The following is a 15998-nucleotide window of genomic DNA, read 5'->3' as shown; positions in this document are numbered from 1 at the left end:
AAGGTCATCCGGCAGCGGCGAGTCGTCCCTTGATGTCATCAGGGATCTTGATCTCCCACTCGGTCATGCTCGTGATCTCAAACCGAACTCCGGCTTCGACCAGCAGGCGCCGCTTCTTACTCTGGTCCGCGTCGACCCATGCCTGCGAGTACGTGACACCGCTCCCCTCGTACACATATCCGGACTCTCGCTGCGGCTTCACCTTCAGGATGTTCCGCCGCTCGACCAGCTTCGCTTTGCGATCGCGGTAAGACTCCTCATCCTCGTCATCCCACGAAGCCGACGTGTCTCGCTCGTTCTCGAGGCGACTGATCGCCGCACGGACACTCGCCAGCTCTTCGGTGTGATCTTCCCCGACCACCCAGCTACGCTTCACAACTTCAACGGAGCCGACCTGCTCGAGGAAAGTCTGCTCGACAAGCTGCTCCACCTCGTCGGCTCGCATGCTTACACCCGGACACGGCTTTTCCTGACGCTGATTCGTACACCGGTAGTACCGGTAGACCTTCTCCGTCTTGGTATCACCCTTACCGCTCGCCCTGGTCATGACAACGTGCGTCGCAGAGGCACCGCACTTCGCGCAGAACGGCACTCCGAGCAGTGGCGACGCGCCGAAGACCCGATACGGCTCCCGCTCGCGCTTCTTGATAGCAGCCTGCAGCGTGTCCCACTCTTCCTTTTTGAACACCGGATCCGCGGTGACAAGCAAGCTGCCATCAGGCGCGTACAACGGCTTTAGGCCGTGCAGCTTGCAGCCCAGGAGCGACAGCGAAGTCAGCACCTGCTTCACACTGGAGGGAGACCACTTCTCACCACGCGGCTCCTGTCCGAGGACGAACTTCCGCCAGCGATCGCGGTTGGTCAACTCACCCCGCTTGTCCAATCGCACGCACACCTGCTTGATCGTATGCGGGTTCTCCTCATCAACCAGCCACCCGCGCATCTCATGAAGCACAGTGGTCTCATACTCGTCTAAGACTCGAACCTTCCGGCTGACCAATTTGCCCTCATCGCCGACAGGCAGCAGCTTGGGCACCGTGGTGTAGCCATAGGTCGGGACACCACCAGGCCACGCCTCGGTGTACCGACGACGTTCATGGCTGTCCTTGACACGGTCCTTGATCCGCGCCAGTTCCTTCGCCGGCCCAAGAGCCTTCGCATGGGCGATCAAGCGCCCTTCGGGCGTCCGCAAGTCAAGGGACGGGTCGTCGAGGATGACAATGGTCTTGCCCCACTCCAGGATCTTGAAGACGAAGGCCAGGAAGTGCATGTCGTTTCGCGACAAACGGTCCTGCGTCGTGACCCAGAGCTCGTCCCACTGCTCGCGCGCCTCGTCCGTCAGCCACTTCCGCAAGTCCGGACGGTCGAAGAAGTCAACGTCCCCGGAGACCGAGCGGTCGATAGCCTTACCAACGACGGCGACATCACGAACCTTCGCCTCATCGGCTCGACGAGCTTCCAGCTTCGCGTCCTGCGTCTCGATCGACTCGGTGTTGCCTCGATCTCGACTGATGCGCTCGGCGAAGATCACATTGACCATGAGACGAGTGTCCGCGCAGGTCAGAGCGTTGTCAAACGGTAGGGAGCGGGTCGCCCATGCCCATGAAGACGATGTTCGACAGCCGGCCGGGGCCGCCCGGCATCGTGCCGTCGCGCATGACCGCGGCCGCCGAGCGGACCTGGTCGACGATCTCCGCCGTCGACAGGTTCCGGTCGAGCCCGCCCTGGCCGGTCGCGCAGAACGGGCACGCCATGCCGCAGCCGGCCTGGCTCGAGATGCACAGCGTCGCGCGGTCCGGGTAGCGCATCAGGACGCTCTCCAGGAGCGTGCCGTCGTGGGCGCGCCACAGCGTCTTGCGCGTCGCGCCGTCGTCCGCCGCCAGCGCGCGGACCTCGGTCAGCAACGTCGGCATCAAGTCGGAGACCAGCCGCGCGCGGGACGCCGCCGGGATGTCCGTCATCTCCTCCGGGTCCACCGTCAGGCGGGAGAAGTAGTGGTTCGACAGCTGCTTCGCGCGGAACGGCTTCTCCCCCAGCTCGGCGACCGCGGCCGCGCGCTCGGACACCGAAAGGTCGGCGAGGTGGCGCGGCGGCAGGCCGCGCTTGGGCGCGTCGAAGACGAGGGGGAGGGCAGTCATAACCGGACCAGTGTCCCACGCGCTCCCCGGGACCGTCCGGGCCGCCCCCACGTCGTGTACTCCACGTCACGGACGGCCCCCGGTCGGCGGCTCCGGTTCACCCACCAGGATGATCGAAGCGGGAAAGCGTCCGACGAAAGAAGGTGAGCGCGTGTCCGTCCGGCACCTTGTCCTGGTCGTCGCGGTCACCTTCGGCGTCGCCGCCTGCAGCACGCCGGCCGAACCCGCGCCGAGCGGGCCGCACGCCACGGTGGGCGCCCTGCACCTGCCCCTGCCGTCGGGCGCGACCTACACCGAGCACAGCCCGGACGGCCTGCTGGACGGCTGCCTCGCCGAAGCCGCCGTCGTGTGCGAAGCGCGGATCCTGGACCTGCGCAAGGCGGACCCGCAGGCGCCGATCAACCCGCCGAGCACCAAGCGGCCCTTCGGCTGGTACACCGGCACGGACCTGCCCACCTGCATCACCCCGGCTTCGCCGCCCGGGAAGGCCACGACGGCCACCGGCAGCACCCTCGTCGACTCCGGGTTCGCGCGGATCGGGCCCAAGAACGCCGAATACGGCCGCTGGAAGGTCACCTGCGAGAACTCCGCGCAGAACAACCAGGTCCGGATGTGGTGGCTGCCGACGAGCCGGATCCTCGTCGTCCAGTACGGGTCCTTCCCCGGCTGGGACGCGAAGATGGACAACCTGCTCGCCGGCGCCACCTTCAGCTGACGGCGTCGAGCGCGGCCCGGATGATCGCGTCCGTGTCGATGCCGTGGTGGGCGTAGACGTCCTCCAGCGAGCCCGACTGGCCGAACCCCGTGACGCCGAGCGCGACCGACGGGACCCGGTTGACCCCGGCGAGGAACGCCAGCGTGTGCGGGTGCCCGTCGAGCACCGTGACCAGCGGCTTCGCCCGCGAAGCGGGGAACACCTGGTCCAGGATCCACGTCTCGCCCTGGCCCCGGCCGGACCGGGCCTGGACCGCTTCGAACAGCAGCCCCGGGCTGGTCACGCACACGACGTCGGCCTCGACGCCGACCTGGGCCAGCCGCTCGGCCGCCGCGAGGGTGTCGGGCACCAGCGCGCCCATCGCCGCCAGCGTGACCGCCGGCTCCGAAGCGCGCCGCAGCAGGTACGCGCCCGCCACGACCTGACGGCGACGGCGTTCGCGGGCCGCCGGGTCGGCGGGCACGGCGGCGAGGGTCTGGTCGACCGGACGCGTCGAAAGCCGGAAGTACGACGACGTCCCGCCCGGCTTGCCGAGCCGGCCGAGCGCGGCCAGCAGCGTCCACTCGGTGTCGATCGCGAACGCCGGTTCGTAGCTGACGCAGCCGGGCTGCTCGATGCCGATCGACGGCGTGGTGATCGACTGGTGCGCGCCGCCTTCCGGGGCGAGCGTGACACCGGAGGGCGTGCCGATCAGGATCGACTGCCCGCCCGCGTAGATGCCGAACGACCACGGCTCCAGCGCGCGCTCGACGAACGGGTCGTACATGACGCCGATGGGCAGCAGCGGCTCGCCCCAGCGGCTCCAGGTCGCGCCCAGTTCGCCGAGCAGGCCCACCAAGTTGGTCTCGGCGATGCCCAGCTCGACGTGCTGGCCGGTCGGCTTCTCCCGCCAGTGCATGATCGTTTCGGGGTCGTCTTCGAACCAGTCGCGGCGCTCGGTCGCCGACCAGACGCCGACCTTGTTGACCCAGCCGCCGAGGTTGGTCGTCGAGCTGACGTCGGGGCTGACCGTGACGACGCGCTTCGCCGCTTCGGGCGCTTCGCGCGTCAGGTCGAGCAAGACGCGTCCCAGCGCCGCCTGCGTCGTCGCGGTCCCGGACGGCGTACGTCCGATGTCGACCGGCAGGGTCAACGAAGGCGCTGAAGGAACGTCCGGACGGCGAAGGCGCGAAGCGACTTCAGCGCACAACGCGGCTTCGGGCGACCCGTCAGCGAAACCCTCCCACGGCGAAGCGAGGTCCGTGCCCAGCGAAGCAGCCAGTTCCTCCATCTGCGCCACGGTCAGCAGCGACGAGTGGTTCTGCGGGTGCCCCTGCGTCGGCAGCCCGCGGCCCTTGACGGTGTAGCAGAAGATCACCGTCGGCCGGTCGTCCGCGATGGCCGCGAAGACCTCGTCGAGCGAGCCGAGGTCGTGGCCGCCGAGGTTCCGGATCGCGGCCAGCAGCGTCTCGTAGTCGAGCGACTCGACCAGCGACGCCAGCGCCGCGTCGCCCGCGGGCAGCCGGTCGCGCACCTGGGCGGCGTCGCAGCGCAGCAGCCGCTGGTACTCGGGGTTCGGCATGCCGTCGATGCGGGCGCGCAGCTCGGCGCCGCCGGGCCGGGTGAACAGCTCTTCCAGCAGGCGCCCGTACTTCAGCGTCAGCACCTGCCAGCCGGCGGCGTCGAACATGCCCTGCAGCCGCCCGGCCGCGATGTTCGGGACGACCCGGTCGAGGGACTGGCGGTTCAGGTCGACGATCCAGACGATCTCGCCCAGCTCGGCGACGGCCGGGTCGAGGATGGCCTCCCAGATCGCACCCTCGTCCAGCTCGGCGTCACCGACCAGCGAGTACTGCCGTCCGGTGCCCGCCGCCGAGCCCCGGGTGGTGAGGTAACGACGTGCCAGCGCGCCCCAGATCGGGGCGGTCGCGCCGATGCCGACCGAGCCGGTCGAGTAGTCGACGGGGTCGGGGTCCTTGGCGCGGCTCGGGTAGCTCTGCAGGCCGCCGAACTCGCGCAGCGTCGGCAGGTAGGCCTCGTCGAGCTCGCCGAGCAGGTAGTTGATCGCGTGGAGCACCGGCGACGCGTGCGGCTTCACCGAGACCCGGTCCTCGGGACGCAGGTGCCGGAACCACAACGACGTCATGATCGAGACCAGCGAGGCGCACGACGCCTGGTGGCCCCCGACCTTGAGCCCCGACGGGTTGGGGCGGACCCGGTTGGCCTGGTGCACGATCGCCGTGGCGAGCCACAGGACCCGCTGCTCGATCGCGGTGAGCGCCGGGGCGGTCACGGGGGCGTGGGTCATCCTCGACATCTTTCGCACCTTTCGTGCAGGAAGCGCCCACCAGGACAGCACCGGTGGACGCATCGCACAACCGATGGCCCCGAAAGTGCGCAGAATGCGCAGCAGACCGGGAAGGCTCAGGCCTCCTGCTGCGCAGAATGCACGCGCTCCAGCAGGGGCGTCAGGCGGTACGGGACGAGCTCACGCATGACGAGCGAGATGTTCGTCCGCTCGACGCCGGGCGAGGCCAGGATGCGCCCGGCGATCCGGTACAGGTCGTCGGCGTCGACGGCGACCACCTGGACCATCAGGTCGCTCGCGCCGGTCAGCCCGCACACCTCGGTCACCTCGGGGATCGCGGCGAGCGCCTCGGCGATCTCGGCCAGGCGCCGCTGGTCGACCTGCGCGTTGACGAAGGCCCGCAGCGGGTGCCCGAGGCGCGCGGGGTCGATGCGGCGTTCGAACGACCTGAGGACGCCCCGCTGCTCGAGCCGCACGAGCCGGGCCTGGACCGTGTTGCGGGACAGGCCCAGCCGCTCGGCCAGCGCGACCGCCGTGGACCGCGGGTCCTCCCCCAGCGCCAGGAGCAGGCGTGCGTCGATCTCGTCGATGGTTTCCGGCACCCGCCGATCTTCCCAGGTGACCGGCGTCACCGGAGACCGGTTGCCATCCGACCGTTTCCGATATATCGTGAACGTGTCGCAACAGTTCGAGAAAGGAACATGACATGCGTAGGCAACGACACCCCTTCGCCCACGAACGTGGGCGCGCACCCTTCGGGCCCTTCGGTGGTTTCGGCGAGTTCCCCCCGGGCTTCGGCCCCGGTGGACGCGGTCGCGGCCACGGCCCGCACCGGCGGGGTCACGGCGGACGGCGCAGCCGCCGCGGTGACGTCCGCGCCGCGATCCTGGCGCTGCTCGCCGAGCAGCCCCGGCACGGCTACGAGATCATCCGCGAGATCGGCGAGCGCTCCGGCGGCTTCTGGCGCCCGAGCCCGGGCTCGGTCTACCCGACCCTGCAGCTGCTGGCCGACGAAGGCCTGGTCGTCAGCAAGGACGAGAACGGCAAGAAGCTGTTCGAGCTGACCGACGCCGGCCGCGCCGCCGCCCAGGAGCAGGACAGCACGCCGCCGTGGGAGCAGATCGCCCAGGACGTCGACCCGGTCGAGGTCGGGCTCGCGAAGGCGGGCAAGAACCTGGCCGCCGCCGTCGTGCAGATCATGCGCGCAGGCACCGAGAGCCAGCAGGCCCGCGCGGCCGAGGTCCTCAACGACGCCCGGCGCTCGCTCTACGGCATCCTCGGCGAAGACGACGAGGAATCCGCTTCCGGTGAAGCGGCCGCCGAGTGACCTGGCAGGACGAGGCCGGTGGGCTTGCGGCGCGCGTGAACGCGGTAGCCCACCGGCAGCGTCAGGTCGTGGCGGCGATTCCCGTTACGCTGCAAGGACTCCGCGATCGCCTGTTCGGCAACCCGGTGGCTGAACTCGATCTTCAGCACGGCTTCGAGGTCCGCCGCGGTCGCGAAACGCCATTCGGTCGCGACGCGGCGGCAGCCGAACCCGGCCCTGGCGAAGAACCGTTCCACGGCGGCCGGGTCGTAGTGCGGTAGGTCGGCGCGCATCCAGCGGCCGTAGGGCTCGCTCGTCACGTCGAGGTCGACGATCAGGAGCGCGCCGCCCGGCCGCAGCACCCGCTCGGCCTCCGCCAGACCCGGCTCGCAGCCGGGCCCGAAGAAGTACGCCGTGCGCGCGTGCACGACGTCGACGCTCGCGCTGCGGACCGGCAGCCGCTGGGCCCGGCCCATCCGGACGTCCACGTTCGACAGTCCCTCGACGCGCTTCAGCGCGCTTCGCACCAACGGCTCGTGCGGCTCGACCCCGAGCACCGATCGCGCGTCACGGGCGAAGCGCGGCAAGTGAAACCCGTCACCGCAGCCGACGTCCAGCACGTCCCGGCCGGTCCAGTCCTGCTCCTCCCGCAGCACCCGCCAGATTTCGCCGCCGCTGTCCTGCGCGTGGTTCTCCAGCTCGTAATCGGCCTGGTAGTACCAGATGTTGGGGCTCGGCACGACCTCCGCGCGCCGCGACGACCACCGCACCCCCGCTGCTCCTTCCGGGTCCTCGTCGCCGGGCCGTGCTCGCACGGTGGCGAATTCTTGGCGGAAAACTCACGGATCACGCCTAGAATCCGGTGGGTATCCGGGAGGAGCACCCATGACAATCGGCCCGTCCAGTACCCCGTCCCCGGTCCCGGCCGGAATCCCGTGCTGGATCGAGCTGGCCTGCCGTGAGCAGGCCGTGGCGGAAAGATTCTACGGTGCGCTCTTCGGCTGGGAGTACACCACTCAGCGGGATCCGGCGACGTCCGACGGCCGCTACGCCATCGGGGCGCTGAACGGCGTCCCCGTCGGCGGGCTCTACCGCGCGGCGCAAGGCGCGCCGCTGGGCTGGATGCCGCACATCTCCGTGCCCCACACCGCGAGCGCGGCCGAGTGGGTGGAACACCTCGGCGGCCGGATCACCCTCGGACCGGTGGCGATCCCGGACCGCGGCACGATCATGCACGCCATCGACGCGTGCGGCGCGCCGGTGGTGTTCTGGGAAGTGCCGCCGAACTGGGAGTTCATCACCGGGATCCCGAACACCTTCAGCGGCGCGGACCTCAACACCCACGACGGCGTCGCGGCGGATCACTTCTACACCAAGCTGTTCACGTACGGGAGCCATCAGATCGGCGACGGCGAGATGCTCGACTACGTCGAATGGCTCATCGAGCACGAGCCGGTGCTGTACCGGTACGTGATGGGTTCGGAGTACAGCCTCGACACCCCGCCGCACTGGCTCGTGTACTTCGACATCGACCCGGCCCGCGGCGTCGACGCGGTCGCGGGCGAAGCGCTCATGAACGGCGGCACAGTCGTGATCCAGCCTTACGACACCCCGTTCGGCCGGATGTCGATCCTCGCCGACCCCGAGGGCGCAGTGTTCGCGGTGATCGACCACTCGCGCGTCGCCGAAGGCTGGGGCCGCGCGGAGGTCGACGACCCCTACGACGACTAGACCGGCACGAACGCCGAAAGCAGCAGCCAGGACACGACCGCCGAGGGCAGCAGCGAGTCGAGGCGGTCCATGATCCCGCCGTGCCCGGGCAGCAGCGTGCCCATGTCCTTGACGCCGAGGTCGCGTTTGATCAACGACTCGACGAGGTCGCCCAGGGTCGCGGTCAGCACGATGGCGACACCGAAGATCACGCCCTGCCAGACGTGGCCGTCGAGCATCAGGCTGAGCGTCAGCGCCCCGGCCACGACACCGCCGATCACCGAACCCGCGAAGCCTTCCCAGGTCTTCTTCGGGCTGATGGTGGGCGCCATCGGGTGCTTCCCGCCGAGCACGCCGGCGATGTAGCCACCGGTGTCCGAGGCGACGACACCGATCAGGAAGGTCAGAACGCGCCCGACGCCGTCGTGCGGCGGCACGAGCATGGCCGCGAAGGCGCCGAAGAGCGGCAGGTAGGCGGCGGCGAAGGTGGACGCGCTGATGTCGCGCAGGTAGCCCTTCGCCCCGCCGGGCAGCCGCCAGAGCAGGCAGGCGAGGACGGTGAGGACGAACGCGGTAAGCGCGCCCTCCCGCCCGAACGGCCAGGCGAGCCAGATCATGGCCTGCCCGCCGACGAGCACCGGGACGATCGCCACCCGGATGTCGGCGACCCGGCGCAGCACCCCGGCGAATTCGAAGGTGCCGACCGCGATCGCGATCGCGATGATCCCGATGAACAGGTACCGCACGGTGAGCAGCGAAACGATGATGGCGGCGCCGAGCAGCAGCGCCACCCCGATGGCCGCGGGCAGGTTCCGGCCGGCCTTGGAGGCCTTCTTGACGGCCTCCGGCGGCGCCGGCGTGTCCGAGGCGCCCGACTCGGCGTCGGCGGTTCCGGGGGGCTCCGCCGCGCCGGTGGCCGAGGCCGCCGGTGTTTTCGCCGGATCGCCGCCCGCCTCGCCGGTCCGCGAGGCTGCCGGCGCGTCCGCCGCGGCGGTACCGGCCGCCGACAACCGGGCCGCTTCGCCGGTGCCCGAGGTCTCCGAAACGGCCGGCGTCGCCGCCGCTTGCGGAGTTTCCGAGGTCGCCGAAGCCCCGGCGGTTCCCGGAAACTCCGGCGTGGCCGGGCGGCCGGCGTCGCCCGGCTCCGGCGTCCCGGGCGTGGCCGCCGGGTGTGCTCCGGTGGCGTCCACCCGGTCCTCGCGTTCCTCGCTCACCTGTGCCATCAGACCTCGAGCAGCTCGGCTTCCTTGTGCTTGACCAGCTCGTCGACCTTGTGCACGTAGGTGTCGGTCAGGTTCTGCAGTTCCTTCTCCGCGCGCGCGACGTCGTCCTCACCGGCCTCGCCGTCCTTGGCGATGCGGTCGAGCTCGTCCTTGGCCTTGCGGCGAATGCTGCGGATCGAGACGCGGGCGTCCTCGCCCTTACCCTTGGCGACCTTCACCATCTCCTTGCGCCGCTCCTCGGTGAGCTGCGGGATGACGATGCGGATGACCTGGCCGTCGTTGCTCGGGTTGACCCCGAGGTCGGACTCCCGGATCGCCTTCTCGATCGCGCCGAGCTGCGACTGGTCGTAGGGCTTGATGAGCGCCATGCGGGCTTCCGGCACGTTCACGCTGGCCAGCTGGTTCAGCGGGGTCGGCGAGCCGTAGTACTCGACGACGATCCGCGAGAACATCGCCGACGAAGCCCGGCCGGTGCGAACCGACTGCAGCTCGTCCTTGGCGACGGACACCGCTTTTTCCATCTTCTCCTCGGCATCGAGGAGGGTCTCGTCGATCACGGTCACTCCCGTAGTTGTGATGGGTGGCGCTTGCTGATCCCAGCAGGTCTAGGCCGGCACCCCGGCAGTGGGGGTGCTGACCAACGTGCCGATTCTTTCACCACTCACCGCGCGGGCGATGTTCCCCTCGGTGAGCAGGTTGAACACGATGATCGGCATGTTGTTGTCCATGCAGAGGCTGAACGCCGTCGCGTCGGCGACCTTGAGGTCCCGCTCCAGCACCTCGCGGTGGGTGATCTCGCGGAACATCTCGGCGGTGGGGTCGGCCTTCGGGTCCGCGGTGTAGACACCGTCGACGGCCTTCGCCATCAGCACGGCTTCGCAGCCCAGTTCGAGCGCCCGCTGCGCGGCCGCGGTGTCGGTGGAGAAGTACGGCATGCCGACCCCGGCGCCGAAGATCACGACGCGGCCCTTCTCCAGGTGCCGCTCGGCGCGGCGCGGGATGTACGGCTCGGCGACCTGGCCCATCGTGATCGCGGTCTGCACGCGGGTGGGCAGGCCCTCCTTCTCCAGGAAGTCCTGCAGCGCCAGGCAGTTCATGACGGTGCCCAGCATCGCCATGTAGTCGGCGCGGTCGCGGTCCATGCCGCGCTGCGACAGCTCCGCGCCCCGGAAGTAGTTGCCGCCGCCGATCACGACCGCGACCTGGACACCGGTGCGGGCGACGTCGGCGATCTGCTGCGCGACCGAGTGGACGACGTCCGGATCGACGCCGATCGAACCACCGCCGAACATCTCGCCGCCCAGTTTCAGCAGCACCCGCCGGTAGCCACCTTCGACCCGGTCACCCATCTATGTCGCCTCCTGTGTTGTTGGCCGCCTCCGCGGGAGGGAGTACGTCGGCGGGTGCCCTCGACCGTGTTTTCTCTCCGGACCCGGCAGTGCCCCGTCCCCGATGGACGGAGACGGGGCACTGTGGGGTGAAACCTACGCCCTGGCCTGAGGTCAGGCCTGGCCGACCTCGAAACGCGCGAAGCGGGTCAGCGTCACGCCGGCCTCGTCGAGCAGGGCCTTGACGGTCTTCTTGTTGTCCTTGACCGACGGCTGCTCGAGCAGGACGTTGTCCTTGTAGTAGGCGTTGACCTTGCCCTCGATGATCTTGGGCATGGCCTGCTCCGGCTTGCCTTCCTCGCGAGCGGTCTGCTCGGCGATGCGGCGCTCGTTCTCGACGATCTCGGCGGGCACCTCGTCACGGGTGAGGTACTTGGCGCGCAGCGCGGCGACCTGCATGGCGGCCCCGCGGGCGGCCTCGGCGTCGTCACCGGTGAACTCGACGAGCACGCCGACGGCCGGCGGCAGGTCGGAACCGCGGCGGTGCAGGTAGGTCGCGGTCTGGCCCTCGAAGGCCACGACGCGGCGCAGCTCGAGCTTCTCGCCGATGCGGGCCGAGAGCTCCTGCACGACCTCGTTGACGGTCTTGCCGTCGAGCTCGGCACCCTTGAGCGCCTCGACGTCGGAGGTCTTGATGGACTTCGCGACCTCGACGATCTTCGCGGCGAGCGCCTGGAAGTCGGCGTTCTTCGCGACGAAGTCGGTCTCGGAGTCCAGCTCGATGAGGACGCCGCCGTCGCCGGTGACCAGGCCTTCGGCGGTGGCGCGCTCGGCACGCTTGCCGACGTCCTTGGCGCCCTTGATGCGGAGGAACTCGACGGCCTTGTCGAAGTCGCCGCCGTTCTCCTCGAGGGCCTTCTTGCAGTCCATCATGCCGGCGCCGGTCATCTCGCGCAGGCGCTTCACGTCGGCGGCGGTGTAGTTCGCCATTCTGGTAAATCCGTCCTTCGCAGGAAATCTGTGGGTTGCCACGCCCGTGCGGCCGGCCCACGGGGGGCTCGGCCGCACGGACGGTGGAGCGTCAGGAAGAGGCGGTCGCCTGCTCGGTGGCGGCCTCGGCCGGGGCCGCCTCGACGGCAGCGGCGGCTTCGGTCGCGTCGGCGGCGGCGGTCTCGGAGCCGGCGAGCAGCTCCTTCTCCCACTCGGCCAGCGGCTCGTCGGCGGCAACGCCCGCCTCCGGCTTGGCGTCGGCCGAAGCACCGTTGCGGCTGGAGCGGGCCATCAGGCCGGCGGCCGCGGCCTCGGCGACGACCTTCGTCAGCAGCGCGGCGGAGCGGATCGCGTCGTCGTTGCCCGGGATCGGGTAGTCGACCTCGTCCGGGTCGCAGTTGGTGTCCAGGATCGCGACGACCGGGATGTTCAGCTTCCGAGCCTCGCCGACGGCGATGTGCTCCTTCTTCGTGTCGACGATCCACACCGCGCTCGGCACCTTGGCCATGTCGCGGATACCGCCGAGGGTCTTCTCGAGCTTGTCCTTCTCGCGGGTCAGCGTCAGGATCTCGCGCTTGGTGAGACCCTCGAAGCCGCCGGTCTGCTCCCGCGACTCGAGCTCCTTCAGGCGGAGGAGACGCTTGTGCACGGTCTGGAAGTTGGTCAGCATGCCGCCGAGCCAGCGCTGGTTGACGTAGGGCATGCCCACGCGCGCGGCCTCGTTGGCGATGGCTTCCTGCGCCTGCTTCTTGGTGCCGACGAACATGATGGTGCCGCCGTGCGCGACGGTTTCCTTGATGAACTCGTACGCACGGTCGATGTAGGTCAGCGTCTGCTGCAGGTCGATGATGTAGATGCCGTTGCGCTCGGTGAAGATGTAGCGCTTCATCTTCGGGTTCCACCGGCGGGTCTGGTGCCCGAAGTGCACGCCGCTGTCGAGCAGCTGCTTCATGGTGACGACGGCCATTGCCGGAATCACACCTCTTCTGTGTAGTGCGCACCCGGCTTCCGCCGGCGCGCTGCTCGGTTTTGTCGCTTTCGGCCGGGTGGCCGATCGCCCTGGTGCCCGTGCCGGCGTCCGGACCCCGGGAGTGAGAAACCCCGGGGACCGCCGGACCCCGTGCGCCCACCCGCCTGCTTCCAGACCGGGGAACGCGCACGTGCACGCGAAGTCAGTCCGCTGAAACGGACCGCGGAGAAGATTCTACCCCCTCCCACCACCCCCTCCCCCACCGGCGGCCAGTGCGCGAAGGAGTTGTCCACATCGCCTCGAGTTGTCCACAGATTCGCGATCGGCCCCCCACGGGGTGGCGGAGTGCCGCAGCCTGGAGTCATGGAGTCGATCAAGCAGCCTCGGCGGTGGGCACTGAGGTGGTTGTCGGGCGCGATTGCGCTGGTCACGGCGGTCTTCGGAGGAGCGCTGGCGGGTGAAGAGGTGAGCGTCGGCGCGTGGTGGGCGGGGCTCGGCGGAGGCGAGACGCCGACGTCGGCGGCGCTGGGGATAGGTGCGGTCGGGACGGACGGATCCGGGCCCCCACAGGCGGCGGCACGGCCGTGGACGGGCGGCGTGGCACCACCCGATCCAGCGGCAGCCGAGCGTGAGGCGGGCGGCTTCGGCTCACCCGAGCAGGCGGCAGCCGAGCGTGGAGCGGGAGGCGTCGGCCCACCCGGGCGAGCGGTAGCCGAGCGTGGAGCAGGAGGCGTTGGCCAGCAGGCGACCCAATGGCAAGCGGAGGCGGCGGCAGCCAAGCTACGAGCAGATCTGCTCGCAGCCACCGCGACCCCGTCGCCGGCCGACCAAGCAGCTTTCCCCGCGACCTTGGCCGCAACTGAGCCCGCTGTGCCGTGGGCGATCGCGCTCATGGCGCCCCCACCGCGGCCGCCCTCGGTCGCTGAATCCAGGTCGGGCAGCTCCCCCACCACGCGGCAACCGCGGCTCTCCTGGCCACTATCACCCGTTCCGGTGATCACGAAGTACTTCGACGCTCCCGACACGCCGTTCGGTCCCGGCCATCGCGGAGTCGACCTGGCTGCCGTGCCCGGGCAGGACGTGCTGGCCGCCGATGCGGGCGTCGTGGTCTTCGCCGGGTTGGTGGGCGGACGCCCCGTGCTCTCCGTCGACCACGACGGTGGCCTGCGCACCACCTACGAGCCCATCGCTCCGAAGGTGGCAGTCGGCGAGCAGGTCTACCGCGGCCAGGTGCTCGGCACCGTCCTCAGCGGACATCCCGGCTGCACGGTGGCGGCGTGCCTGCACTGGGGCGTCCGGCGCGGCGAGGAGTACGTCGATCCCCTGGCCCTGACCGGCGAAGCCGGCGAATACCGGCTCAAGCCGTGGGGAGGCGGGAGGTGATCAGGCGCCGGTCTGCTCGACCAGCTTCGCGCGCAGGCGCATGACCGCGCGGGTGTGCAGCTGGCTGACCCGCGACTCCGTCACCCCGAGGACCTTGCCGATCTCGGCGAGGGTCAGGCTCTCGAAGTAGTAGAGGCTGACCACGATCTTGTCGCGCTCGGTGAGCTGCGCGATCGCCTGGGCGAGCTGGCGGCGGTTGTCCTGGTCGACGAGCACCGCGACCGGGTCGACGGCGTCGTCGTCGGGCAGCGTGTCCACCAGCGAGCCGCTGTCCTTGCCCGCGGCCACCAGGTCCTCCAGCGCGACGACGCTGGTGAGCTGCAGCTGGCCGTAGAAGTCACGCAGGTCGTCGAGGCCGATGCCGAGTTCGGCGGCGAGCTCCGCGTCGGTCGGGGTGCGGTGCAGGCGGGCGCCGAGGCGCTCCATCGCGCGCTCCGCCTCCTTGGCCTTGCTGCGGACCGCGCGTGGCACCCAGTCCTGCGAACGGAGGTCGTCGAGGATCGCGCCGCGGATGCGCTGCATCGCGTACGTCTCGAAGCGCAGGCCTCGCTCGGGGTCGAACTTCTCGATCGCGTCGACGAGCCCGAAGATGCCCGACTGCACGAGGTCGCCCACGTCGATGTGCGTGGGCAGCCCGGTGCCGACCCGGCCGGCGACGTACTTGACGAGCGGGGCGTAGTGCAGCACGAGCCGATCGCGCGACGCCTGGTCCGGGCTGTCGGCGAACTGCTGCCAAAGAGCCGCGATTCCGGCGTCGACCTCGTAGCCCGCCCGAGTTTCCGCGGGCGCGGCAGCCTCACCGTGAGTGCTCACTCCGGTGGCTTCGGTCACGTGCGGCCCTGCGGTCATTGCACAGTCGTTCTCGGCATGCGGCTCAGTGTCGTCTCCGTGCTCGTGCGGATGCGCGTGCGCCGCCGGGCCCGCTGATGACGACCCGGGCGAGACCCCCTGGACCGCCTCAGGCCCTGGGGTGCGCTCGGTCATGGATCGCTTTCAACCGGTCGACGGTCACATGAGTGTAGAGCTGCGTCGTGGCAAGCGTAGCGTGACCAAGCAGTTCCTGAACGCTCCTGAGATCGGCACCCCCTTCGAGCAGATGCGTGGCGGCGGAATGCCGCAGGCCGTGGGGCCCCATGTCGAGTACTCCGGGCACCGCCGTGACGGCGTCGTGGACGACACGCCGGACAGCTCGCGGGTCGACGCGTTTGCCCCGGACACCCAGGAAAAGCGCGGCTTCGGCGCTCTCACCACCGGATTCCGCGACGATCTTCGGCCGTCCCTCGTCGATCCAGTCCGCGAGCGCCTCCGCCGCCGGAACGCCGAACGGGACGACACGTTCCTTCCCGCCCTTTCCGAGCACCGTCACGACACGACGGGAGAAGTCCGCCCCACCGACGTCCAGCCCGCACAACTCCGACACACGGATGCCGGTGGCGTAGAGCAGCTCGACGATGGCGCGGTCACGCAGGGCGACCGGATCGCGCTGCGCGGCCCCGGCGGCCGACGCCTGCATCACCTCCCCCGCCTGCCCGGCACGCAGCACCCCGGGCAGGGTGCGGTGCGCCCGCGGCGCGGCGAGCCGTCCGCCCGGGTCCGTGGCCAGGACGCCGGTGCGGTGCGCCCAGGCGGTGAATGTGCGGGCCGAGGCGGCCCGCCGGGCGAGCGTCGTCCGGCTCGCCCCGCCGGACTGCTGGGTGGCGAGCCACGCCCGCAGCCGGGCGAGGTCCAGCTCGGCAACCTCACCGCCGCCGTCCACGACGAACCCGAGCAACGACACCGCATCGCCGACATACGCGCGGACCGTGTGCGCGGACAGACCGCGTTCGAGCCCCAGGTGCCGTTCGTAGGCGGTGACGACGGCCCGCACGGGCTCGGGCAACGCGGCCCGGAGCGCGCGCAGGTCGGGACGGCGGGCCCGGCCGGAGCGTGATGGCGGCATGGATGTCAC

The 15998-nt window shown here is 70.1% G+C and carries 15 protein-coding genes and 1 pseudogene; 4 read left to right on the top strand and 12 right to left on the bottom strand.

The window, feature by feature from the left end; all coding sequences use genetic code 11:
• Positions 1 to 4: 4 nt before the first annotated feature.
• Positions 5 to 1540 (bottom strand): recombinase family protein, encoded by a 1536-nt coding sequence (locus ACLJPY_RS24630; protein ID WP_410591804.1) that lies wholly within the window; start codon positions 1538 to 1540, stop codon positions 5 to 7.
• 43 nt (positions 1541 to 1583) lie between these two features.
• A pseudogene (locus ACLJPY_RS24625) lies at positions 1584 to 2138 on the bottom strand (23S rRNA (adenine(2503)-C(2))-methyltransferase RlmN); the annotation flags it as partial.
• Positions 2139 to 2289: 151 nt separating this feature from the next.
• Between ACLJPY_RS24625 and ACLJPY_RS24620 the strand changes: the two are divergent.
• Positions 2290 to 2853 (top strand): hypothetical protein, encoded by a 564-nt coding sequence (locus ACLJPY_RS24620; protein ID WP_410591803.1) that lies wholly within the window; start codon positions 2290 to 2292, stop codon positions 2851 to 2853.
• Here ACLJPY_RS24620 and ACLJPY_RS24615 read toward each other — a convergent pair.
• Both ACLJPY_RS24615 and ACLJPY_RS24610 read right to left on the bottom strand, forming a co-directional pair.
• On the bottom strand, positions 2846 to 5140 hold the full coding sequence (locus tag ACLJPY_RS24615; RefSeq protein ID WP_410591801.1) for a transketolase-like TK C-terminal-containing protein: 2295 nt from the start codon (positions 5138 to 5140) through the stop codon (positions 2846 to 2848). The two genes, ACLJPY_RS24620 and ACLJPY_RS24615, sit on opposite strands and share 8 nt — an antisense overlap.
• Positions 5141 to 5256: 116 nt before the next feature.
• Positions 5257 to 5742: an Lrp/AsnC family transcriptional regulator gene (locus tag ACLJPY_RS24610; RefSeq protein ID WP_410591799.1), complete on the bottom strand. Its 486-nt coding sequence runs from the start codon at positions 5740 to 5742 to the stop codon at positions 5257 to 5259.
• 104 nt (positions 5743 to 5846) lie between these two features.
• Between ACLJPY_RS24610 and ACLJPY_RS24605 the strand changes: the two genes are divergently transcribed.
• On the top strand, positions 5847 to 6467 hold the full coding sequence (locus ACLJPY_RS24605) for a PadR family transcriptional regulator (protein ID WP_410591797.1): 621 nt from the start codon (positions 5847 to 5849) through the stop codon (positions 6465 to 6467).
• Here the strand turns inward: ACLJPY_RS24605 and ACLJPY_RS24600 are convergent.
• Positions 6407 to 7216: a class I SAM-dependent methyltransferase gene (locus ACLJPY_RS24600; protein WP_410591870.1), complete on the bottom strand. Its 810-nt coding sequence runs from the start codon at positions 7214 to 7216 to the stop codon at positions 6407 to 6409. The two genes, ACLJPY_RS24605 and ACLJPY_RS24600, sit on opposite strands and share 61 nt — an antisense overlap.
• Before the next feature lie 115 nt (positions 7217 to 7331).
• On the opposite strand from ACLJPY_RS24600, the gene ACLJPY_RS24595 reads away from it, so the two are divergent.
• Positions 7332 to 8177, top strand: a complete 846-nt coding sequence (locus tag ACLJPY_RS24595; RefSeq protein WP_410591795.1) for a VOC family protein — start codon at positions 7332 to 7334, stop codon at positions 8175 to 8177.
• On the opposite strand, the gene ACLJPY_RS24590 is transcribed toward ACLJPY_RS24595, so the two are convergent.
• From ACLJPY_RS24590 to rpsB, 5 genes are all read right to left on the bottom strand, one after another.
• Positions 8174 to 9379: a CDP-archaeol synthase gene (locus tag ACLJPY_RS24590; protein ID WP_410591793.1), complete on the bottom strand. Its 1206-nt coding sequence runs from the start codon at positions 9377 to 9379 to the stop codon at positions 8174 to 8176. The genes ACLJPY_RS24595 and ACLJPY_RS24590 overlap by 4 nt on opposite strands.
• Positions 9379 to 9936: a ribosome recycling factor gene (frr, locus tag ACLJPY_RS24585; protein WP_191310243.1), complete on the bottom strand. Its 558-nt coding sequence runs from the start codon at positions 9934 to 9936 to the stop codon at positions 9379 to 9381. Before frr ends, ACLJPY_RS24590 begins: the two co-directional genes overlap by 1 nt.
• Positions 9937 to 9984: 48 nt before the next feature.
• Positions 9985 to 10728 (bottom strand): UMP kinase, encoded by a 744-nt coding sequence (pyrH, locus tag ACLJPY_RS24580; RefSeq protein WP_013223864.1) that lies wholly within the window; start codon positions 10726 to 10728, stop codon positions 9985 to 9987.
• A 153-nt stretch (positions 10729 to 10881) separates the two neighbouring features.
• On the bottom strand, positions 10882 to 11697 hold the full coding sequence (tsf, locus tag ACLJPY_RS24575; protein ID WP_410591792.1) for a translation elongation factor Ts: 816 nt from the start codon (positions 11695 to 11697) through the stop codon (positions 10882 to 10884).
• A 91-nt stretch (positions 11698 to 11788) separates the two neighbouring features.
• Complete coding sequence (gene rpsB, locus ACLJPY_RS24570) at positions 11789 to 12664, bottom strand: 30S ribosomal protein S2 (protein WP_410591790.1); 876 nt, start codon at positions 12662 to 12664, stop codon at positions 11789 to 11791.
• Positions 12665 to 13558: 894 nt separating this feature from the next.
• Here rpsB and ACLJPY_RS24565 point away from each other — a divergent pair.
• Entirely contained in the window at positions 13559 to 14050 is a 492-nt protein-coding gene (locus ACLJPY_RS24565) for a M23 family metallopeptidase (RefSeq protein ID WP_410591869.1), read from the top strand.
• Here the strand turns inward: ACLJPY_RS24565 and ACLJPY_RS24560 are convergent, their stop codons facing one another.
• Entirely contained in the window at positions 14051 to 14899 is an 849-nt protein-coding gene (locus tag ACLJPY_RS24560) for a FliA/WhiG family RNA polymerase sigma factor (protein ID WP_410591789.1), read from the bottom strand.
• Positions 14900 to 15008: 109 nt separating this feature from the next.
• Positions 15009 to 15989, bottom strand: a complete 981-nt coding sequence (locus ACLJPY_RS24555; RefSeq protein ID WP_410591788.1) for a tyrosine recombinase XerC — start codon at positions 15987 to 15989, stop codon at positions 15009 to 15011.
• Positions 15990 to 15998 lie beyond the last annotated feature (9 nt).

The sequence above is a fragment of the Amycolatopsis sp. lyj-23 genome, assembly GCF_046549135.1.
GTDB lineage: Bacteria > Actinomycetota > Actinomycetes > Mycobacteriales > Pseudonocardiaceae > Amycolatopsis.
The sequence above is the reverse complement of the archived record's forward strand: the minus strand, read 5'-3'. Positions and strand labels throughout refer to the sequence as shown.